Source organism: Cupriavidus sp. 21MJTG02-4 (assembly GCF_057798975.1).
Genome location: NZ_JBYOJP010000003.1, coordinates 75,768 through 96,066, shown reverse-complemented (window position 1 = coordinate 96,066; position 20,299 = coordinate 75,768). Strand labels below are relative to the sequence as shown.

Sequence of the window (20,299 nt, the reverse complement as noted above, 5' to 3'; positions counted from 1 at the left end):
GACCGCATTTTATCCGCACTTGGACGGATGCCCCTTTCGATGGACGAGACAAGTTGTGTGAGGTAGCAGAATGACAGAAGCGAAGAACATGTCCGGCAGCAAGCCCGACACCGGGCGGCCCCAGCCGCTCGCGGGGGTGCGGGTGGTCGAGCTCGGCTCGCTGATCGCGGGCCCGTACGCAGCCGGCCTGCTGGCGCAGTTCGGCGCCGAGGTGCTGAAGATCGAGCCGCCGCACGACGGCGACCCGCTGCGCAAATGGCGCAAGCTCCATGACGGCACATCGCTTTGGTGGTACAGCCAGAGCCGCAACAAGAAGTCCGTCACGCTGGACCTGCGCGCGCCGGCGGGGCAGGACATCGTGCGCCGGCTGGTGGCCGAAGCCGATATCGTGGTCGAAAACTTCCGCCCGGGCACGCTCGAGAAATGGGGCCTGGGCTGGGAAGACCTGCGTGCCGTCAACCCGGCGCTGGTCATGGTGCGGGTGTCGGGCTACGGGCAGACTGGGCCGTACAAGGACCGTCCGGGCTTTGCCGCGATCGCCGAATCGATGGGCGGCCTGCGCTATGTGTCCGGCTATCCGGACCGCCCGCCGGTGCGCTCGGGCGTCAGCATCGGCGATACGCTGGCCTCGCTCTACGGCGTGATCGGCGCGTTGCTGGCGATGCACCACCTGCGCGCCAACGGTGGCGAGGGCCAGTTCATCGACGTGGCGCTGTACGAATCGGTGTTCGCCGTGATGGAAAGCCTGGTGCCCGAATACGCCATGTTCGACCATATACGCGAACGCTCGGGCGCGAGCCTGCCGGGCATCTCGCCGTCCAACACCTATCCGTGCAAGGACGGCCACTACGTCATCATCGCCGGCAATGGGGACGCCATTTTCCGCCGCTTCATGGCGGCCATCGGGCGCGATGACCTGGGCAGCGATCCGCGCCTCGCGCACAACGACGGACGCGTGGCGCACAACGCCATGCTCGACGATGCCATCACTGCGTGGACCCGCGGACTTGGCCTGGACGAAGTGCTCGACGTGCTCGAAGCCGCTGCGGTTCCGTGCGGGCGCATCTATACCGCGGCGGACATCTGGGCCGACCCGCACTACCAGGCGCGCGACATGATCGAGACCCACAGCTTGCCCGACGGCGCCGCCGTATCGCTGCCCGGCATCGTGCCGCGCCTGAGCGAAACCCCTGGGCAGACCCGCTGGGTCGGCCCGGAGCTGGGTGCCCATACCGAGGAGATCCTGGCGGCGATCGGCATTGCCGGCGAGGACTTCCAGGCCTTGCGCAAGTCTGGCGTGGTCTGAGACGCGGCCATTCAAGAGGAGAACATCATGTGGTTTGCAGACGCCCCGCAGCGGGTCTTTATCAACGAGGTGTCGGTGCGTGACGGCTTCCAGATCGAGCCGCAATTCGTGCCAACGGAGCAGAAGGTTGCGCTGATCGATGCCTTGTCGCAGACGGGCCTTGCCAAGATTGAGATCACGTCTTTTGTCTCGCCCAGGGCCATCCCGAACCTGCGCGATGCCGAGGCGGTCGCAAAGCAGATCCGCCGCCACGAGGACGTGACGTACGTCGCGCTGGTGCCAAACGCGCGCGGCGGCGAGCGCGCGCTGGAGTGCGGGCTGGACGAGATCAACCTGGTGATGTCCGCCAGCGAGACCCACAACCTCGCCAATATGCGCATGACGTGCGAGCAGTCGCTGGCGCAGTTCCGCGGCGTGATGGACCTGGTGCGCGGCACCGGCATGGCCGTGAGCGGTTGCGTCGCCACGTCGTTCGGCTGCCCGTTCGAAGGCGACATTGCGCCGGCGCGCGTGCGCTGGGCCGCCGAGCAGTACCTGGCCATGGGCATGCATGCGATCACGCTGGCCGATACCACCGGCATGGCCGACCCGCGCCAGGTGGGCGAGCTCGTCGCGGCGTTCCGCGAGTGGTTCCCCGGCGTGCCGCTGACCCTGCATTTCCACAACACGCGCGGCATGGGGCTGGCCAATGTGCTGGCCGGGCTGGCCGCCGGCGCGACCAGCTTCGACGCCTCGCTGGGCGGCCTGGGCGGCTGCCCGTTCGCGCCCGGCGCGACCGGCAACATCTGCACCGAAGACCTGGTGCACATGCTCGAGTCGTCCGGCATTCCGACCGGTGTCGACCTGGACAGCTTGCTGCGCGTCGCACGGGCATTGCCGGAGGTGGTAGGCCACGATGTCGCCGGGCAGGTGCTCAAGGCCGGCAAGCGAACCCAGCTCTTTCCGGTGCCGGCTGTTGGCGCCGGCCAATGACGATTTCAAGAGGAGACAAGCAGCATGGTGCAAGCCAATCGACCCGCCAGCCTGCTGGACAAGCTGTGGGCCAGCCACGTCATCCACGAGCAGGCCGACGGGCCTTCGCTGATCTATATCGACCGGCACCTGGTCAATGAGGTGACCAGTCCGCAGGCCTTCGAAGGACTGCGGCTGCATGGCCGCAAGGTGTGGCGCGCGGCATCGGTGCTGGCCACCGCCGACCACAACGTGCCGACCACGGATCGGGCGGCGGGCATTGCCGACCCGGTCAGCCGCATCCAGGTCGATGCGCTCGACCGCAACTGCGCCGAGGCCGGCATCGTCAATTTCGGCATGAATGATCCGCGCCAGGGCATCCTGCACGTGGTCGGCCCCGAGCGCGGCGCGACGCTGCCCGGCATGACCATCGCCTGCGGCGACTCGCACACGTCCACCCACGGTGCGTTCGCGGCCTTTGCCTTCGGCATCGGCACGTCGGAGGTCGAGCAGGTGCTCGGCGCGCAGTGCCTGTGGATGAAGAAGCCGCGTTCGATGCTGGTGCGCGTGGAAGGCGAGCTGCCGCCGGGCGTGGCCGCCAAGGACATCGCGCTGGCGCTGATCGGGCGCATCGGCACGGCCGGTGCAACCGGTCATGTGATCGAGTTTGCCGGCGCCACCATCCGTGGCCTGAGCATGGAAGCGCGCATGACGGTCTGCAATATGGCGATCGAAGCCGGCGCCCGTGCCGGCATGGTGGCCGTGGACGAGACCACGCTGGCCTACCTGGCGGATCGCCCGCAGGCGCCGCAAGGCGAGGCGTGGCAGCACGCCAGCGCGTACTGGCGCACGCTGCGCAGCGACTCCGATGCCGTGTTCGACGCGGTCGTCGAGATCGACGCCGCTTCGATCGAGCCGCACGTCACGTGGGGCACATCGCCCGAGATGGTGGTGCCGATCGGCGAGTGCGTGCCCGATCCGCGGCAGGAGGCCGACCCCGTCAGGCGCCGTGGCATGGAGCAGGCGCTGGCCTATATGGGGCTGCAGGCCGGCACGCCCGTGGCGGCCATTGCGCTCGACAAGGTCTTTATCGGCTCCTGCACCAATGCGCGTCTGGAGGACTTGCGCGCCGCCGCCGCGGTGCTGCGCGGCCGCCGCGTCGCGGCCAATATCCGGCAGGCGCTGGCGGTGCCCGGTTCGGGGCTGGTGAAGTCGCAGGCCGAAGCCGAGGGGCTCGACAAGATCTTCATCGATGCCGGCTTCGAATGGCGCGAGCCGGGCTGCTCGATGTGCCTGGGCATGAACGACGACCGTCTCGCGCCGGGGGAGCGCTGCGCCTCCACTTCCAACCGGAATTTCGAAGGCCGGCAAGGACCGGGCGGCCGTACGCACCTGGTCAGCCCGCAGATGGCCGCCGCCGCGGCGGTGGCCGGCCATTTCATCGACGTGCGCACGCTGCAACAGGAGACATCGGCATGAAGCCCTTTACGGTACTCGACGGCCTGGTGGCCCCGCTGGATCGCGCCAACGTGGACACCGACGCCATCCTGCCCAAGCAGTTCCTCAAGTCCATCCAGCGCAGCGGCTTCGGCCCCTACCTGTTCGACGATTGGCGCTACCTCGACCACGGCGAGCCGGGGCAGGATTGCTCGCTGCGGCCGCGCAACCCGGACTTCGTGCTGAACCAGCCGCGCTACCAGGGCGCCTCGGTGCTGCTGGCGCGCGAGAACTTCGGCTGCGGTTCGTCGCGCGAACATGCGCCGTGGGCGCTCGAGGATTTCGGGCTGCGCGCGCTGATCGCGCCGGGCTTTGCCGACATCTTCCACAACAACTGCATGAAGAACGGCCTGCTGCCGATCGTCCTCGACGCGGGCGCAGTCGACCGTCTGTTCGCCGAGGTCGCCGCTTCACCGGGATACCGGCTGCACATTGACCTGGCCGCGCAACTCGTGACGACCCCGGCGGGCGACGTCATTCCCTTCACGCTCGACCCGTTCAGGAAGTACTGCCTGCTGAACGGGCTGGACGACATCGCGCTCGCGTTGCAGCACCAGGATGCGATCCGGCGCTACGAACAGGAACGGGCCGGGCGCGAGCCGTGGCTGTTCGGTCCGGCGCAAGCGTAGCCCGGCACAGCCGGCTTGCCGCCGTCAGCTGGGGCTGAAGGTCGAGTTCGTCAGATGAGCGAACCCGGATCATTTGGTGGCCTCTCCGAACCTCGCCATCGGTAGGACGCCTACGGCTGCACTGCGCGCACGGTGAAAACCGAGGGATGGGAACGGAAGAAGCGGAAGTGCCGGCATCTGCGCCGTTGATGTCGTCCCGCCTGCCGACTACTGAGCCGCGCAGCAGTCGAAGGCGATGATGCGATAACGCTGGCAGTGTCGGGCCACGGACAGTTTCGGGGCTCGTTCAATCATTGTTGGAGAGCCTGCATACGGGCGCGCTCCACGCGGCAGGCAGCGGGGCAGACTCTGAAGCGAATACCCGTACGAAATTCCTCGCACACTACGATCAATATTCGCCCGTTAGGGTAAGCGACGCGTTTCTTTGCCTACTTTCTTGTCGCTCGGACAAGAAAGTAGGTCGCCGGCTACGCCGGCGAAACAGCGGCATCTGCCAAGAGCGATGACTCGATCATAACCACGGAACGCCTCCCGGCTACGCCGGCGAAACAGCGGCATCTGCCAAGAGCGATGACTCGATCATAACCACGGAACGCCTCCCGGCTACGCCGGCGAAACAGCGGCATCTGCCAAGAGCGATGACTCGATCATAACCACGGAACGCCTCCCGGCTACGCCGGCGAAACAGCGGCATCTGCCAAGAGCGATGACTCGATCATAACCACGGAACGCCTCCCGGCTACCCCGGCGAAACAGCCGCGCAAGCCAAGCACGACGCCCCGCAATTCGCGGAAGAACCTTTTATGTTGAGCGGCAATGCTACGGCTTGTCCTGCAACACCGTGACGGTGCAGGTCGTGCCCATGGCCAGTGGCAAACCGGTCGGCTCTTCATCCAGGTGGATCCGCACCGGCACCCGCTGGGCCAGCCGGATCCACGTGAACACCGGGTTCACATCGGCGAGCAGGCCGGCGCCGGTGGGGTTGTCGCGGTCGGCAATGCCGCGCGCGAGGCTTTCCACGTGTCCTTTCAGCGGGTCGCCGCCGGACATCAGGCGCACTTCCACCTTTGCGCCGACCTTCACATTGGCGAGCTTGGTTTCCTCGAAGTAGCCATAGACCCAGTAGGAATGCTTGTCGATCACCGCCATCCGGGCGGTGCCGGCGCTGACGTAGTCGCCGGCGAACAGGTTCAGGTTGGTCACATACCCGTCCACCGGTGAACGTACTTCGCTACGCTGCAGGTTGAGCCGCGCGGTGTCCAGCGCCGCCAGGCTGGCGTGGTAGTTGGCCTGCGCCTGCTTTTCCTGCGCGCCTACGTCTTCGCGGCTTTCGACGGAAACCACCGAACTGTCCAGGCCGCGCCGCCGCACGGCCTGCTGGTGCCGCATGTCGAGCTCCGCCTTGCGCGCCTGCGCCTGGGCCTCGGCCTGCGCCAGGGCCTGGCGGAAGCGTTCCTGGTCGATGGTGAAGAGCAGGTCGCCGCGATGCACCTCCTGGTTGTCGCGCACCGCGACGCGCGCCACCAGCCCGGAGACGTCCGCGGCAATGTTGATGACCTCGGCCCGCACCCGTCCGTCGCGCGTCCACGGCGAGTACATGTAGTGGGCCCACAGGCTGTAGCCCAGGGCAATGGCGGCGGCGGCGGCCAGGCAGGTGGCCAGGATGCGGAGCAGGGATTGGAGATTGAATGTCATGGCGGGGTTCGGTGCATCGGTCTCGCTCAGTCCCAGAGCAGGAGGCCGATGCCGCTGAAAAGGCAGACAAAGAGCGCGGCGCGGAACAGCGCCGGATGCCAGACCCGGCGATACAGGCCGATGCGCGTCAGGAGCCGGTCGAGCAGCCAGTACAGCGCCCCGCAGGCGAGGAACACCGGCAGCAGCGATGGCATCAGCACATAGAACAGGGCGATTTCTCTGGGCATGGCAGTGGCCTGGCTCAGGGTTGCGCCTGGGCGGCGTCGAAGCCGCCGCCCAGGGCCAGCATCAGCCGCGCCCAAGCGTCCAGCCGCGCGGCCTGCACCAGCGCCAGCGCCAGCTGCTGCCGCCGCAGTTCGTTCTCGGTGGCGAGCACGTTCAGGTAGTCCGTGAAGCCGCCGCGATAGCCTTTCTCCGCCAGGTCATAGGCGCGCTGCGCGGACTTCAGCGAGGCCTCGATGCCTTGCTGCTGGCGGCCCAACGACTGCAGCGAGATGACCTGGTCGGCCACGCCCTGGAAGGCGGCGAGCACGGTCTTGTTGTAGGTCTCCACGGCCACGTCGTAGTTGGCGGTGGCCACGGTGTAGTTGCCGCGGCGCCGGCCCCCGTCGAACAGCGGCAGCGAAAACGCCGCCCCCACGTTGTGGCCGATGGCGTCGCGGCTGACAAAGGTGAAGAAATTGCCGAACGCGGCCGAGGCCAGCCCGACGGTGGCCACCAGGTTTATGTTCGGGTAGAAGTCCGCCTTGGCGGCCTTGATGCCCTGCGCCGCGGCCTGCACGCGCCAGCGCTGCGCCACCACGTCGGGCCGGTGCCCCACGAGTTCGGCCGGCAATGACGCCGGGACGGCGACGGGGGTGTCCAGCAGCAGGCGGGGCCGTTCCAGCGAATCGCCGGCGCCGGGGCCCTGGCCGCTGAGGATGGCGATCTGGTTCCTGGCCAGCGCGATCTGCCGCTCGGCCTGCAGGACCTGGGCTTCCAGCGAGGCAATCGGGGTCTGCGCTTCGCTCAGTTCCAGTTCGCTGGCCAGGCCGCGGCTGGCACGCTTGCGGATGATGTCGTAGATGTTGCGCTGCCGTGCCAGGTTGGCCTGGCTGACATCGAGCAAGGCATATTGCAGCGCCAGGTCCACGTAAGCCCGCACCACCGAGGTTTCCAGGCCGATCTGCACGGCGCGGGCCTCGGCCGCCGCCGCCTGCACGCCGTCCAGCGCGCCGCGCAGCACGGCGCGGTTGCGGCCCCACAGATCGAGGTCATAGGACAGGTCGACGCTGATGTGGTTGTTCCAGGTGTTGTGGCCGCCAAGCGGCTGCGGCGTGGCCAGGCGCGGAAAGCGGGTCCGTCCGAAGGCGCCGCCCGCGCTGAGGTTCGGCTCGGTCGCGGCACCCGCCACCCCGGCCAGACCCTCGGCGAGCTCGCTGCGCGCCAGCGCAATGCGCATGTCCGGATTGCCGGCAACGGATTGCGCGACCAGCGCGTTGAGCCTGGGATCGCCCATGTGCTCCCACCACGACTGCCGGGGCCAGCCCGCATCCTGCTGGGTGGCGCGCAGCGCCGCGCCGGGGTCGACCGCGGCGGCCTCGATCGGCGTGGATGCCGGGGCGATGCCGCCCGTGTCGGCACAGCCGGCCAGCACCAGCGCGGCGGCCGTGCCGGCGAGCAGCCGGGTCCAGGGAGGGGGGGATGCAGCGGATACCATGGGAGGAGATTCAGGCAGCCTGTCCTTCGGTTTTCGTGGCGGGGTCCGGCGGCGGAAAGGCGTCGTCGAGCAGGGACAGCCGGATGACATGCAACTGCGCGCGTACCCGCGCCGGGCCGGCGGTGAGCGCGCCGGATGCATCGCTGCCCCAGTCCGCGCTCTCCGCAGTCTCGCGGATTACCTGTTCGACCGCGTCCACCGCCCGCCGCAGCGCGTCCGGCGTCGGCGCCTGGAACAGGGCCGCCAGGGCTGCCAGCAGCAGATCCTGCTGCGCCTGCCAGGGCCCGGGCATGACATGGCGCGCGGTCGCTTCCCGAATGTAGATCACGGCCAGGCCGATCTCCAACGCGGCAAACGACCAGTTCAGCATGACCGCCTGGCTGGCCGGGCCGGTGGCCGGCCGCGTGGCGGCGTACTGGATGAAGTCGCGCAGATTGCTCTCGAAGGTCAGGCGCAGCCCCGCCAGCGAGCCATAGCAGACCCGCGTGGCGACCAGCGCACGCAGCTGGCGCAGATAGCGGTCGGCCAGCCAGTGGCTGCCGGCGGGCACGATGGTGGCGAACGCCAGCGAAGCCAGTCCGATGCCGAGCAACGTCGCAAGCCCGGCGTCCAGGTAGGCCACCGGGTTGTAGACCGTGGGGTTTGCCAGGTTGGTGAGGAAGCAGAAGTAGATGCCAAAGCCCAGCCCGATGATCGCCGTAGCCGGGAAGGTGCCGAGGAAACTGCCGGCCACGATGAATGGCACCAGGCCGGCGCACAGCAGCACGAAGCCGTCGAGCCGGGGCAGCAGGGCGAAGTTGAACACCATGCCGGCAAGCCACGCCGCCAGGCAGCCGATCAGCATGTGCCTGGCCACGGTGGTGGGGCTGGGCATGATCGAATAGAGCGCAATGGCGATGGTGGTGGCGATCAGCGCGGAGCCGCCATTGCTCCAGCCCGAGGCGATCCAGAGCCAGGAGCAGGCCAGGATGGCGACGGCCGCGCGCAGCCCCGACGCCATGGCAAAGGCGCGGTTGGCCGAACTCAGCAGCCGGTCGGGGCGATCCGCGCTGGCGGCCGGGGCCTCGGCCGGGCGCGGACTGCGCAGCGCCACGTAGTTGCCCGTGAAGGCCAGCAGGTCGGCAACGCCGTCGTCGAGCACCAGCGCGCCCGCGGCGAAGCGGTCGCGCGTGGCGGCCCCCGCATCGGCCAGGCTGGCGCGCAAGGAATGGATGCGTCCCGGCAGGTCGTCGCGCAGCGTCTGCAGGCGAGCGTGCAGCGTGCGCACCTGCTCCAGGCGCAGGCTCGCACCCGGCTCGAGCACGGGCAGCGCGTCCAGCACGCGTGCCGACAAGGCCCGCAGCGCTTCGCCGGCGCGATGGTCGGCCGCGCGCGTGATGCGCGCCTGCAGCTGGTGCAGGCTGTGGAAGCGCGCGACCGCATCCAGGAAGTCATGGTTCAGCCGGATCATCAGCGCATTGTTCGCGCGCATTTCAGGGCTTTCGAAGACGGTGGCGCTGCGCAGGTTCTCGAGCTGGGCGCGCTCGCCCATCAGGCGCAGGTGGACCAGGTGCAGGGCGTCGCGGTCCTGCTCTCCGCGCAGCGCCAGGCGGATGAAGCCGATGAAGCCCGCGACATGCCGCTGCCCGGCGCCGAGCAGCATGGCCGTGACGCGCTGCGGAAACACCAGGCCGCTCACCAGCCCCGCGCACAGGATGCCGATCGAGACCTCGCTGAGGCTGACCACGACATTGTCGAAGATGCCGTAGGGGTTGCTGATCGACGGCACGGCGGCAATGCAGGTGGCGTAGCCGGACAGGACGAAGCCGTACGACTGGTAGTTGCGGTAGTAGGCCGCGCCCGCCACGCATAGTCCGATCCAGATGGACAGGGCCGCGAAGAACAGCACGCGTTCCTGCGGGAAAGCATGGAACAGCGCCAGCGCGGCCAGGCTGCCGGCCAGCATGCCCACCGCGCGGTAGAACCCGCGCGCCAGCACCATGCCGCTGTGCTGGTGCATCATCAGGATCACCACCGAGACCATGGCGGTGCGCGGCGCGGCCAGTTCCAGCCGCATGCTCAGCCACGTGGCCATGACCACCGCCAGCGCGGTCTTGCCCGCATGCAGCCAGCGGGCGCTGTCCGCCTGCCACCAGGCGCGGGCCGCGGCGGCCAGCGCGGCCGGCCATGCGCCGGCCCGTAGCGCCCTGGCGTCCATGGTCGTCCTCAGAGATGCAGCACGATGCTGCCGGGGCCCGCGCCCATCAGGATGGCGAAGCCGCCGATGATGCTGACATGTTCCAGGAAGCCCGTGAACATCAATGTGTGCTGGGGCCCTTGCTGGTTCCAGAAATCATAGAAGATCACGGCCGTGGCGAGCGTGAACAGCGCCAGCAGCAGCGATGCCGCCGTGGTCTGGTAGCCGGCCATGATGGCCAGCCCGCAGATGAGCTGGACGATGATGGTGGCGGTCAGCGCCAGGCGCGGGAACGGCAGCCTGCGCGCCTTGACCTCGTCCAGTCCGTGGCTGAAGAACAGCAGTTTGTTGGCGCCGCTGAGCACGAACATGAAGGCGATGAACAGGCGGCCGGCGAGCAGGTAGTAGTCGGACATGGTGGCTTCCCGGAAATGGACCAGCCTTCCGGGCGGCTTGGGCCCCCGGGGCCTGTGCAGGATAGGCCAGAGCGCGCGCCAGGAGTGAGAGGCGGCGGCAGAACCCACTGTTCGGTCCGGCAGAACGGGCGCCCGCCGCCTGCGGGCCGCCCACGGGAGGCGCCGCGTCAGGTGGTCGCTTCGGCCGCGGCGCGGCGCTTGCGCGTGGGGCTGCCGCCGCTCTTCTGGCGCGCCAGGTACTGGAGCACCAGGTCGGTGGTTTGCTGGAAATGGGCCGAAAGCAGCTTGCAGGCGCGGTCCGCATCGCGCGCGACCACGGCACGCACGATGGCCTCGTGCTCGGCCGCCACGTCGCGGGTCCGTTCGGTCTTGGGCACGGCCAGCGAGAGGAAGCGGTAGCGCGCCGTCTGGTCGCGCAGCACCGCCGAGAAGCGGCGCATCCACGGTGACTGGCAGCCCGAGATCAGCGCATCGTGAAAGGCCACGTGCGCGGCTTCCCACTCGGGGTTGAGCGCGCCGCCCTGGCCGCGCAGCGACATCGGGATGCGGGTCAGGCGATGGTGCGCGGCCACCACTTCGCTTTCCCAGGCGATGTCCTTCAGCCTGATGGCTTCGCGCAGTGCCTGGCTCTCGATCTGCTGGCGCACGCGCGTGATGTCGAGCAGCTCCTCCGGGGACAGCTCGGCCACGCGGAAGCCCTTCTGGTCGATGGCCAGCACGAAGCCCGTGGTGCAAAGCCGCGACAAGGCCTCGCGCAGCGGGATCACGCCGGCCTGGTAGTGCTCGGCCAGCTCCTTCAGGCGCAGCTTGCTGCCCGCCGCAAGGCGGCCGCTGATGATGTCCTCGCGCACCGCCTGCTCGAGCACCGACGCCCACGTGCGCCCGCCGGGGTCCGGCAGCGCGCTGGCGACGGTGTCGGCGGCGGAGGACGGGGCGGATGGCTTGGCGGGCTTGGTGGGCACGGGCGGGGCTCGTAGAAAGATAGATGGTTGGCATCATTATATATTTTTACGAGGCCCGGGCACGGCTCGGGGTGCCCGGCCCGGCACTCGCCGGCTAGGCCGCCTGGCGGCGGTCGGCGCCGCCGGACTGGCGCCCCAGGATGGCCTGCATGGCTTGCGCCAGTTCCCGCGCGGCCTGCGCGCCGCAATCCTGCCCGCGCCAGCCGACGAAGCGGTCGGGGCGCACGAGGATGGCGCCGGCGTCCGTGGTGCCGCGCAGCGTGCGCCAGGCACCGTAGACATCGTGGGCATCGCAGTTCGGGCCGCCGATGCTGACCACATCGATCCCGATGCCGAGCGCCTCGCCAATGCGTGCCGCCATGTCGCGCCAGGCCTGTCCGCCGACGCCTGTCAGCAGCGTGAAGCGCCCGCGGCCGACCAGGTCCAGCGTGGAAACGCGTTCCTTCTGGAATTCCAGCCATGCGTGGGGCACCACGCTGCCGGGGGCCGAACTCGGCTGGTAATACAGTTCGGGATCGCGCCCGAAGGGTTCGCGCGCGCGACCGTCCGGCACTACCGCCGCTGACGCATAGGCCTGGCCAAGTTCCACGCCGTGGCAATTGAACTGGTAGTTCTGCAGGTCGACGGCTTTCTGCAGTGCCTGGCGGCGCTCGCGGCCCAGTTCGGTGTCGCTGAACAGTTCATCGACGTTCGCCCACCCCTGCGCTTCGCTCTGGCCGGGCTCGAACCCCAGCGCCTTGGAGATCGGCAGCATATTGCGCACCGATTGCATGGCGCGGTCCACCACTTGCCGGCCCACCGGCTGGCGCTCGGCGGAGTAGCTGTCGAGCAGGGCATCGTCCGCACTGCCGCGGATCACATGGGCCAGCTTCCAGGCCAGGTTGAAGGCGTCCTGGATCGACGTATTGGTGCCAAGTCCATTGGCGGGCGGGTGCCGGTGTGCGGCATCGCCGGCAATGAACACGCGCCCCTTGCGCATGGACTTCGCCGCGACATGGTTGATCTGCCACTTGCTGACCGCCTTGACCCGGATCGGCAGCGAGTCGTCGCCGATGGTGGCCCGCGCGCGCCGGATCACGGCCTCTTCGCTCAGGTCGGGTTCGCCTTCAGCCGGGTCGTACATGAACAGCAGCACCCATTCGTTCCACGGCCGCACGCAGATATACGTGCCGCTGCCGACCCAGTAGTCATTGCCGGGCTGCGTCATCCAGTACAGGGTGCCGGGACGTTGTTCGCAGTAACGGGCCAGATCGACTTCCAGCCAGCAATTGACCGCTGCGCCCAGGCCCATTTCGCCTTCCATCTCGAAGCCGCACTGGGGCACCACGGTGCTGGCGCCGCCATCCGCGCCGATGGCGTAGCGCGCCTTGATCTGGGTGGTTTCGCCGGTGATGCGGTCCTTTACGATGGCGGTGACGTGGTCGGCGTCCTGGGCAATCTGCGTCAGCTCCGTATTGAACAGGAACTCGGCCCCGCGCTCGCGCGCGCAGGCGAGGATCTCCGGCTCCATCAGGTGCTGCGGCGCATTGCACATCTGCGACGGGCTGGCCAGCGCATAGTCGGCCTGGCGCTGCTCCGAACCGCCCCAAGCGTGCAGGCGGGCAATCTCGGTGCCGGCAAAGCTGGTGGCCCAGATGCAATGGCTCATCAACTCGTGTGGCGTGGCCAGCTGCCGTACGCGCTCCTCGATGCCGAGGTCGCGGAACACCTCCATGGTGCGCTGGTTGGTAATGTGGGCACGCGGCGAATTCGCGGTGCCCGCATACTTGGTGATGGTCAGCGTGCGAACGCCATACGTGGCAAGCAGTGCCGTAGCCGTCAGGCCAGCGGGGCCGGCGCCCACCACGAGTACCGGTACTTCAATCGTCTTCACGGCGGTCTCCTCCGTCATCATCCCAGTCAGCCTCAGCGGGCCTGTTCGTCGGCAATCGGATTGGACAGCGTGCCGATCCGCTCGATGCTGACTTCGCACACGTCGCCATGGCGCATCAGCAGCTTGGGGTCGCGCGCCCAGCCGATGCCGGAAGGCGTGCCGGCCACGATGACGTCGCCGGGTTCGAGCGTGATGGCTTCGCTGATGATCGTGATCAGCGAAGCCACGTCGTACAGCATGTCGGACGTGCTGGCGGACTGGACCACCTTGCCATTGAGCCGCGTTTCGAGCTGCAGTCCGGCGGCGCCCGGCGGCAGTTCGTCGGCCGTCACGATGTAGGGGCCGAAGCCACCGGTCGCGTCGAAATTCTTGCCCACCGTCCATTGCGGAGACTTGAACTGGTACTCGCGCACCGAGCCGTCGTTGAAGATGGAATAGCCAAACACGTGGCTGAGGGCGTCTTCGCGGGCAATATGCTTGCCGCCCTTGCCGATCACCACCGCGAGCTCGCCCTCGTAGTCGAGCGTGTCGCTGGCCAGCGGGCGCACGATGGCGCCGTCATGTCCGACCATGCTGGTCGGCACGCGCAGGAACAGCGTCGGATAGTCCGGCTGCTCGTACGGGGACTCCTTGGTATGGTCGGCATAGTTGAGGCCGACACAGAGGATCTTGCGCGGGTTCATGACCGGCGGCAGCCACGCCAGCCTGGCCGTGGCCGGCACCGGCGATGCCTGCGCCATCAGGCTGTGCCATTGCTGCGGGCCAAGACCGGCGTCGATGAGGGCGCCGACATCCTTGCCGGCAGCCGGCGGCAGGGCAAAGACGCCTTCATCGGACACCAGGCCCACTCGTTGCTTGCCATCCAGCAGAAACGTTGCCAACTTCATTTTCCAGCTCCAGTCGGAATTGATGCCGCCAAGTGCGGCGGGGATTGTTGCGAGGCAGGGCGCGCGGCACGCGTCATGCGTAGCGCCGGCTCAGGCCTCGGTATTGCGGACGAAGTACTCGGGAACGTCGGGCCCCCACTGGTACAGGGAGTCCTCGGCGGCAAAATTTCCTGCCGGCCAAGCCTGCCCGGACGGGATGTAGTCGATATCCGCGGAGTACTCGCAGAACGAGCCCCACGGGTCGCGCACATAGAAGAAGAAGTTCGAGCCGAGCACGTGCCGCCCGGTGCCCCAGCCCTGCGCGTAGCCGGCTTTCGCCATCTGGCTGGCGCCCTGGCCGACCTGGTTGACGCTCTCGACGTCCCAGGCGGCGTGATGCCAGCCCCTGGCCGAGCTTTTCACCAGCGCCAGCAGGTGATGGTCGCTGCCATGGGGCGCATGCGTGAAGGCGATCACGTCGTCGGAGCGGTCCGACAGGCGCAGGCCCAGTACGTCGCGGTAGAAGTCCAGCGCACGCTGGACGTCCGGCGAGAATAGCAGCACGTGCGACAGCCGGCGCGGCCGCACGCGCTGCACCTGGCTGCGCACCACCGCGCCGCGCTGGCCGCCAGGAGCGTTTTCTTGCGCCACGGGCGGCTTGCTGTCAGGCGAGGTCTTCGGGCCGACCTTTACCTGGACCAGGTTGCCGTCTGGGTCCAGGAACCAGATCCCGGACTTGTCCCCGAAGCGCGCGTCCTCGACCAGGGCCGCGCCGCTGGCGGCCAGTTGCCGCGCGATGCCCGCGAAATCGTCTTCGAAGCAGTTGAAACTCAGGCAGGCCAGGCGCTTGCGCTCGCCCGGATAGAAGCGGGCCCAGCGGTGCCCGTCGGCGGCGTAGACCTCCAGGCAGTCCGGCGTGCGCAGCACGGTCAGCCCGAAAGCGTCCAGAAAATGCTCGGCCACGGCCAGGTCCGGCACCTCGAGCGCGTAATGATCGATCGAATGCACGGCATGGCGCGGTCCGGCCGCGGGCGCTTGAGAACGCTGGCCGGCATCGGCGCGATGAGTGTCCATGTTTGTCGTCTCCTGCGTCTTGTGTGTCCCGCCGGCTGAGTGCCAGCAGGTCTTTCTGGCGAGGCGGACTTGCCCAGGGCCTCCGCTCTTAAAAGCTATACTAGCCAGAAAAATATATAAAAACAAGATTTGAATATTGATGGCGCCGGGCGGAGGGAAGTACGAAGACCTCGGGCGAGGCGGAAAGATGGGCCATAGAAGTGTCGGGAAAGCCGGAATTGCAGAACTGCCGTGCCCGCCCCCCCGTAAAAACCCCGCCTTGTGCCGTTGGGCATTGTCACCTAAATTTTGCGCATAACGCCATAATTTGCGTTAGACGAAAAAAACGGAGACTCAATGACTCGTCCACGAATCGGCTGGATCGGCACAGGTGCCATGGGCCGTCCCATGTGTCTCAACCTGCTGAAAGCGGGCTACAGCCTGACAGTGTTCGACCGGGCTCCCTCGCAATACGCGCCGCTGGTAGAGGGCGGCGCAAGGGCCGGCACGTCGGCCGCGGATGTCGCGGCAAAGGCCGACGTCGTGTTCTCGACCATCTTCAATGACGAAGGCCTGCTCGATGTGGTCACGGGCGCGGAGGGTGTACTGGCGGCGGGATCGCGGCCGGACATCCACGTCGACATGAGCACCGTTTCCCCGCAGGCGTCCGCCGCCGTCGCGCAGTCGTTCGGCCGGGCGGGCATCCAGTACCTGCGCGCGCCCGTTTCCGGCACGGTATCGCTGGCGGCCAGCGCGCAGCTGGGCTGCTATGTGTCCGGGCCGCGGGCGGCGTTCGAGGCGGTGCAGCCTGTACTGGCCTGCCTGAGCGCGCGGCAGTCCTATGTGGGCCAGCAGGACGAGGCGCGCATCGTCAAGCTGATGATCAACCTGATGGTGTTCATGAGCACCGCCGCCATCGGCGAGGCCATGGCCTTTGGCAGCCGTGCCGGCCTTGACCGCGCGCTGATGGTCGACGCCATCAACGACAGTATCGTCGGCTGCCCGCACTTCCGCACCAAGGCGGACAAGCTCAAGCAGCGCGAATACAGCGCCGCCGGCTCGATTGCACTGGTGGCGAAGGACCTCGACCTTGCATTGTCCGTGGCGCGCGGGCAGGACACCGCGCTGCCGGTGTCGGCGCTCGTGCGCCAGTACCTGGCGATTCTGCAGGGCCGCGGGCTCAGCCACCTCGACGTTGCCGCGCTGGCCGACGTGCTACCGCTGCTTGGCGGCGATATCGATGACGCCGTGCTGGCCGGCGATGGCGCCACCGCGCCGCCCGCCGGCATCGCCTGATCCTTCCCGACAGATTCCACTACAAGAACCATGGAGACAACGATGCATCGCAAGACCGAGACTGGCCGACTGTCCTTCGGCATGCTGGCCGCCTTGCTGGCAGGACTGGGCATGGCCGCCACCACCGCGCAGGCGCAGGCCAGGCCCGGCGCCGAACCCATCCGCATCGGCGCGCTGCTGTCCACCACCGGCGGCATTGCGCAAGTGGGCCTGGCCGAGCGCGAGGGCGTACTGCTCGCGCAGAAGGTCATCAATGCGCGCGGCGGCATTAGCGGCCGTCCGCTGGAGATCGTGATGGAGGATGACGCCTCCAGCCCCGACTCCGCGGTGGCCAAGGTCAATGCGCTGCTGTTCACGCAGAAGGTGCGCGCCATCGTCGGGCCGAGCGGCATCGCGCAGACCGTGGCCATCGGCGGCATCACGCAGGCGCAGAAGGTGCCGCTGTTCGCGTTCTCGGGTGTCGGCCCGGCGGTGGAGCGCGAGCGCACCTGCGTCTTCCATCTGACGCCGTCGCAGGAGCTGAACGCGCGCGCCGTGCTGTCCTACGCCCGCGACAACGGCGCCAGGCGCATCGGCGTACTGCATGACTCGGGCTACGGCCAGGTGGTGTGGAACAGCATGAAGGGCCTGGACCGCGAGTACGGCGTGAACTTCGTCCAGGTGGAGAAATTCGAGATCGCGGCGACCGACGTCACCACCCAGGCCGCCAAGGTCAAGGCCGCGTCACCGGATGCCATCATCATCATCTCCACCTCGGCGGCGCCCTTCCGCAACGTGCGCCAGCTCAAGGTCGGCGTGCCGATCATCTCGGTGCATGGCACCGCCACCTATGAGACCGTCAAGGCCATGGGCGACGCGGCGGACAACATCATCCATCCGGAGTTCATCGTGTCGGAGGATCCGCTGCCCAGCCAGAAGGCCTTCGTCGACGCCTACCGCGCCGAGTACGGCAAGCTGCCCAAGCATTTCTCGGCCGCCGGCTGGGACGCCGTGATGGCGCTTGCCGAAGGCTTCCGGAACGCGGGCGCCGACGCGTCCGGCGAGAAGCTGTGCACTGCCCTGCGCCGGCCGTTCCAGGGCGCCACCACGCGCTATGACTTCGCCGCGCCGGACATGGGCGGCATGACGCTGTCCAGCTTCACGTACTCGCGCCTGCAGAAGGGGCAGTTCGTGCGGCTTCCTTACGCCGCGGCCAAGCCGTGACGGGACGATGAGCCAGGGGATACCAGCATGTCTGTCGACCTGATTGTCCAGGCGATCCTGTCCGGGATCACCAATGGCTTCGTCTACGCCCTCATCGGCGTGGGCATTGCCATCATCTTCAAGGGCACGCGCATCATCAACGCCATGCAGGGCGAGTTCGCCGTGATCGGAGGCCTGGTGGCGGTGTTCGCGCTGCAGTCCGCGGGCCTGCCCTACGCACTCGCCATCGTGCTGGGCATTGCCGCCGGCGCGGCCAGCGGCCTTGCCATCGACCTGCTGTTCGTGCAGCCCATGACGCGGCGCGGCGCCAGCGAGGAAAGCTTCCTGCTGCTGACCATCGGCCTGGCCTTCGCGCTGTCGGCCGCGGCGCTCTACTTTGGCGGGCGCGATTCCCACCTGCTGCCCGCCATCGGCGGCGACGACGTGGTGGAGTTCCTGGGGGCCGCCATACCGGTGCATGCGCTGGCGCTGATCGCGATTGCCGCGGCGCTGGTGGCGGCGCTGCGGCTGTTCTACACCAGGACGCTGGTCGGCCTGGCCATGACGGCGGCTTCGCTCGACCCGGACGGCGCCACCACCTCGGGCATCAACGTGCGCCGCATGCGCTCGCTGACCTTCCTGCTGGGCGGCGGCTTCGGGGCCATTGCCGGCATCCTGGTCACGCCGCTGCTGGCCATGAACTACCAGATGGGCATCGGGCTCACGCTCAAGGGGTTTGCCGCGGCGATCCTGGGCGGGCTGACGAACCCGCTGGGCGCGGTGGCCGGGGCACTCGTGCTAGGCCTGGCGGAGTCGCTCGCGGTGCTGGGCTTTCCGTCCGGCTACCGCGATGTCATCGCCTTGTCGATGCTGATTGTGATCATGATCGTGCTGCCCAACGGCCTGCTGGGCCGGGCGGCGCGCAGGGGAGGCTGACCGATGAACAAGACACGCGCGCTGACGCTTGCCGCGTTACTGCTATGGGCGGTGGCAGGGCAGGTACTGTCTCGGCATTACCTGGACATGCTGAACTTTGCCGCCTTCCTGGCCGTGGGTGGACTAGGGGTGGGGCTGCTGCTGGGGCAATGCGGGGTGGTGAACCTGGCGCAGGCTGCCTTCTACGGCATCGGTGCCTACGCATCCGCCTACTGCACCACAGCGCTGGGCTGGCCCATCCTGGCCGGTATCGCCACCGGCCTGGTGTGCAGCGCCGCGCTGGCCACGGCCGTTGGCCTGCCTGTACTGCGCCTGGGCGGCTTCTTCCTGGCCCTGGCCACGCTGGCGGCCGGCAGCATTGCTGGGGTGCTGTTCTTTGAGTGGGATTGGCTGACAGGCGGCACGCTCGGCATTGCCGGCATTCCCAAGCTGTCGCTGGCCGGCTTCCAGCTCGATACGCCGCAGCGCTACTACTACTTCGTCTGGCCGCTGACGGCGCTGCTGCTTTGGCTGGCGGACAACCTCGTCAAGGGGCGCCCGGGCCTGGCCATGCGCGCCATGCGCGACGCCGCGCCGGCGGCCGAGGTGCTGGGCGTCGACATGCACCGCCTCAAGACGGTGATGTTCGTACTGTCGGGCATGCTCGGGTCGCTCGCGGGATCGCTGTTCGCGCACTACGTGTCGTTCGTCAGCGTGCAGAGCTTCACCGTTGAGCGTTCCATCGTCTTCCTGCTGGCGCCGGTGGTGGCCGGCGCGCGCTCCGTCTATGGCGTGGTGCTTGGCGCGCTGTTCGTGGCGCTGGCACCGGAACTGCTGAGCGGCCTGGGCGATTTCCACCAGGTGCTGTTCGGCCTTGCGCTGGTGCTGGTGGTAACCCTGATGCCGGGCGGATTGGTGGGCGCACTGGCGCCGGCATGGCGCCGCAACACCGTGCCGCAGGAGGCCGCGCAATGAATGCTCCGCAACGTCATTTCGAGGCCGGCGCGCAGGCGCCGCGGGACAGCGCGCCGACGCTGCTGCGGCTCGACGGCATTGCCCACAGCTTTGGCGGGCTCGACGTGCTGCGCAACGTCAGTTTCAGCGTGCCCGCCGGTCGCATCGTCGGCCTGATCGGGCCCAACGGCAGCGGCAAGACCACCTGCTTCAACATCGTCTCGGGCTTCCTGCGACCGAAGGCGGGCAAGGTCGCGCTCGCCTCGCGCGACATCACCGCCGAGACCGTGCAGCAACGCAGCCGTGCAGGCCTGGTGCGCACCTTCCAGACCCCGCAGGTGTTCGAGCACATGACCGTGCTGGAGAACCTGATGACGGGCAGCTACAAGGACACGCATTCCGGCGTGGTGCAGGCCATGCTGCGCACCCCGCGTGCGCGGGCCGACCTTGCCCGGATGAATGCCAATGCCGAGGCCGCTTGCCAGAAGTTCGGCCTGGCGCGCTTGCGCGACACCCTGGCGGGCAGCCTGCCCGCCGGCCAGCGGCGCATCGTCGAGCTCGCGCGCGCCTGCATCGGCCGCCCGGAGATCCTGCTGCTGGACGAGCCCTCGTCCGGCCTGAACAGCGAAGAGATCGAGACCCTGCGCGGCTGGATCACGCGGCTCATTCAGGAGGGCATGACCATCCTGCTGGTCTCGCACGACATGGGCCTGATGACGGTTTGCGACACCGTGCACGTGCTGTACTACGGCGAGATCATCGCATCCGGCGCGCTGCACGAGGTGCAGGCCGACGCCCGCGTGCGCGAGGCCTACCTGGGAGTCTGAAT

General features: G+C 68.2%; 18 protein-coding genes. 9 read left to right on the top strand and 9 right to left on the bottom strand.

The window, feature by feature from the left end; genetic code table 11:
- Positions 1 to 70 precede the first annotated feature (70 nt).
- The 4 genes from AC3FKH_RS06740 to leuD are packed head-to-tail and all read left to right on the top strand — an operon-like array spanning position 71 to position 4,383.
- A complete protein-coding gene (locus AC3FKH_RS06740) occupies positions 71 to 1,306 on the top strand; it encodes a CaiB/BaiF CoA transferase family protein (protein WP_488674036.1) in 1,236 nt (411 codons plus the stop codon).
- A gap of 27 nt (positions 1,307 to 1,333) precedes the next feature.
- Complete coding sequence (locus tag AC3FKH_RS06735) at positions 1,334 to 2,278, top strand: hydroxymethylglutaryl-CoA lyase (RefSeq protein WP_488674034.1); 945 nt, start codon at positions 1,334 to 1,336, stop codon at positions 2,276 to 2,278.
- Positions 2,279 to 2,302: 24 nt separating this feature from the next.
- On the top strand, positions 2,303 to 3,736 hold the full coding sequence (leuC, locus tag AC3FKH_RS06730) for a 3-isopropylmalate dehydratase large subunit (protein ID WP_488674032.1): 1,434 nt from the start codon (positions 2,303 to 2,305) through the stop codon (positions 3,734 to 3,736).
- Positions 3,733 to 4,383, top strand: a complete 651-nt coding sequence (gene leuD, locus AC3FKH_RS06725; RefSeq protein ID WP_488674031.1) for a 3-isopropylmalate dehydratase small subunit — start codon at positions 3,733 to 3,735, stop codon at positions 4,381 to 4,383. The genes leuC and leuD overlap by 4 nt, the downstream gene beginning before the upstream one ends.
- Positions 4,384 to 5,202: 819 nt before the next feature.
- Here the strand turns inward: leuD and AC3FKH_RS06720 are convergent.
- The 9 genes from AC3FKH_RS06720 to AC3FKH_RS06680 all read right to left on the bottom strand — a co-directional run bounded on the left by AC3FKH_RS06720 (position 5,203) and on the right by AC3FKH_RS06680 (position 15,144).
- A complete protein-coding gene (locus tag AC3FKH_RS06720; RefSeq protein WP_488674030.1) occupies positions 5,203 to 6,078 on the bottom strand; it encodes an efflux RND transporter periplasmic adaptor subunit in 876 nt (291 codons plus the stop codon).
- A 26-nt stretch (positions 6,079 to 6,104) separates the two neighbouring features.
- A complete protein-coding gene (locus tag AC3FKH_RS06715; RefSeq protein WP_488674028.1) occupies positions 6,105 to 6,305 on the bottom strand; it encodes a DUF1656 domain-containing protein in 201 nt (66 codons plus the stop codon).
- 14 nt (positions 6,306 to 6,319) lie between these two features.
- A complete protein-coding gene (locus AC3FKH_RS06710) occupies positions 6,320 to 7,777 on the bottom strand; it encodes an efflux transporter outer membrane subunit (protein ID WP_488674026.1) in 1,458 nt (485 codons plus the stop codon).
- Between the two features lie 10 nt (positions 7,778 to 7,787).
- Positions 7,788 to 9,974: an FUSC family protein gene (locus tag AC3FKH_RS06705; RefSeq protein ID WP_488674024.1), complete on the bottom strand. Its 2,187-nt coding sequence runs from the start codon at positions 9,972 to 9,974 to the stop codon at positions 7,788 to 7,790.
- Between the two features lie 8 nt (positions 9,975 to 9,982).
- Positions 9,983 to 10,369, bottom strand: a complete 387-nt coding sequence (locus AC3FKH_RS06700; protein ID WP_488674022.1) for a DoxX family protein — start codon at positions 10,367 to 10,369, stop codon at positions 9,983 to 9,985.
- 167 nt (positions 10,370 to 10,536) lie between these two features.
- The gene (locus AC3FKH_RS06695; protein WP_488674020.1) at positions 10,537 to 11,331 is read right to left on the bottom strand and encodes a GntR family transcriptional regulator; all 795 of its coding nucleotides are present in this window, start codon (positions 11,329 to 11,331) and stop codon (positions 10,537 to 10,539) included.
- Between the two features lie 94 nt (positions 11,332 to 11,425).
- The gene (locus AC3FKH_RS06690; protein WP_488674018.1) at positions 11,426 to 13,204 is read right to left on the bottom strand and encodes an FAD-dependent oxidoreductase; all 1,779 of its coding nucleotides are present in this window, start codon (positions 13,202 to 13,204) and stop codon (positions 11,426 to 11,428) included.
- Between the two features lie 32 nt (positions 13,205 to 13,236).
- Positions 13,237 to 14,091, bottom strand: coding sequence for a fumarylacetoacetate hydrolase family protein (locus tag AC3FKH_RS06685; protein ID WP_488674016.1), 855 nt, complete (start codon positions 14,089 to 14,091; stop codon positions 13,237 to 13,239).
- A gap of 90 nt (positions 14,092 to 14,181) precedes the next feature.
- Positions 14,182 to 15,144, bottom strand: a complete 963-nt coding sequence (locus AC3FKH_RS06680) for a VOC family protein (RefSeq protein WP_488674014.1) — start codon at positions 15,142 to 15,144, stop codon at positions 14,182 to 14,184.
- Positions 15,145 to 15,480: 336 nt separating this feature from the next.
- On the opposite strand from AC3FKH_RS06680, the gene AC3FKH_RS06675 reads away from it, so the two are divergent.
- The 5 genes from AC3FKH_RS06675 to AC3FKH_RS06655 are packed head-to-tail and all read left to right on the top strand — an operon-like array spanning position 15,481 to position 20,297.
- The gene (locus AC3FKH_RS06675; protein ID WP_488674013.1) at positions 15,481 to 16,419 is read left to right on the top strand and encodes an NAD(P)-dependent oxidoreductase; all 939 of its coding nucleotides are present in this window, start codon (positions 15,481 to 15,483) and stop codon (positions 16,417 to 16,419) included.
- 42 nt (positions 16,420 to 16,461) lie between these two features.
- A complete protein-coding gene (locus tag AC3FKH_RS06670; RefSeq protein WP_488674011.1) occupies positions 16,462 to 17,622 on the top strand; it encodes an ABC transporter substrate-binding protein in 1,161 nt (386 codons plus the stop codon).
- 27 nt (positions 17,623 to 17,649) lie between these two features.
- The gene (locus tag AC3FKH_RS06665; protein WP_488674009.1) at positions 17,650 to 18,537 is read left to right on the top strand and encodes a branched-chain amino acid ABC transporter permease; all 888 of its coding nucleotides are present in this window, start codon (positions 17,650 to 17,652) and stop codon (positions 18,535 to 18,537) included.
- Between the two features lie 3 nt (positions 18,538 to 18,540).
- On the top strand, positions 18,541 to 19,491 hold the full coding sequence (locus AC3FKH_RS06660; protein WP_488674007.1) for a branched-chain amino acid ABC transporter permease: 951 nt from the start codon (positions 18,541 to 18,543) through the stop codon (positions 19,489 to 19,491).
- A complete protein-coding gene (locus tag AC3FKH_RS06655) occupies positions 19,488 to 20,297 on the top strand; it encodes an ABC transporter ATP-binding protein (protein ID WP_488674005.1) in 810 nt (269 codons plus the stop codon). The genes AC3FKH_RS06660 and AC3FKH_RS06655 overlap by 4 nt, the downstream gene beginning before the upstream one ends.
- The last annotated feature ends 2 nt before the right edge of the window (positions 20,298 to 20,299 follow it).

What these genes read in the sequence shown, in the direction of transcription:
- AC3FKH_RS06740 (WP_488674036.1), top strand. Translation starts at nt 71, where the DNA reads ATGACAGAAGCGAAGAACATGTCCGGCAGCAAGCCCGACACCGGGCGG.
- AC3FKH_RS06735 (WP_488674034.1), top strand. Translation starts at nt 1,334, where the DNA reads ATGTGGTTTGCAGACGCCCCGCAGCGGGTCTTTATCAACGAGGTGTCG.
- leuC (WP_488674032.1), top strand. Translation starts at nt 2,303, where the DNA reads ATGGTGCAAGCCAATCGACCCGCCAGCCTGCTGGACAAGCTGTGGGCC.
- leuD (WP_488674031.1), top strand. Translation starts at nt 3,733, where the DNA reads ATGAAGCCCTTTACGGTACTCGACGGCCTGGTGGCCCCGCTGGATCGC.
- AC3FKH_RS06720 (WP_488674030.1), bottom strand. Translation starts at nt 6,078, where the DNA reads ATGACATTCAATCTCCAATCCCTGCTCCGCATCCTGGCCACCTGCCTG.
- AC3FKH_RS06715 (WP_488674028.1), bottom strand. Translation starts at nt 6,305, where the DNA reads ATGCCCAGAGAAATCGCCCTGTTCTATGTGCTGATGCCATCGCTGCTG.
- AC3FKH_RS06710 (WP_488674026.1), bottom strand. Translation starts at nt 7,777, where the DNA reads ATGGTATCCGCTGCATCCCCCCCTCCCTGGACCCGGCTGCTCGCCGGC.
- AC3FKH_RS06705 (WP_488674024.1), bottom strand. Translation starts at nt 9,974, where the DNA reads ATGGACGCCAGGGCGCTACGGGCCGGCGCATGGCCGGCCGCGCTGGCC.
- AC3FKH_RS06700 (WP_488674022.1), bottom strand. Translation starts at nt 10,369, where the DNA reads ATGTCCGACTACTACCTGCTCGCCGGCCGCCTGTTCATCGCCTTCATG.
- AC3FKH_RS06685 (WP_488674016.1), bottom strand. Translation starts at nt 14,091, where the DNA reads ATGAAGTTGGCAACGTTTCTGCTGGATGGCAAGCAACGAGTGGGCCTG.
- AC3FKH_RS06680 (WP_488674014.1), bottom strand. Translation starts at nt 15,144, where the DNA reads ATGGACACTCATCGCGCCGATGCCGGCCAGCGTTCTCAAGCGCCCGCG.
- AC3FKH_RS06675 (WP_488674013.1), top strand. Translation starts at nt 15,481, where the DNA reads ATGACTCGTCCACGAATCGGCTGGATCGGCACAGGTGCCATGGGCCGT.
- AC3FKH_RS06670 (WP_488674011.1), top strand. Translation starts at nt 16,462, where the DNA reads ATGCATCGCAAGACCGAGACTGGCCGACTGTCCTTCGGCATGCTGGCC.
- AC3FKH_RS06665 (WP_488674009.1), top strand. Translation starts at nt 17,650, where the DNA reads ATGTCTGTCGACCTGATTGTCCAGGCGATCCTGTCCGGGATCACCAAT.
- AC3FKH_RS06660 (WP_488674007.1), top strand. Translation starts at nt 18,541, where the DNA reads ATGAACAAGACACGCGCGCTGACGCTTGCCGCGTTACTGCTATGGGCG.
- AC3FKH_RS06655 (WP_488674005.1), top strand. Translation starts at nt 19,488, where the DNA reads ATGAATGCTCCGCAACGTCATTTCGAGGCCGGCGCGCAGGCGCCGCGG.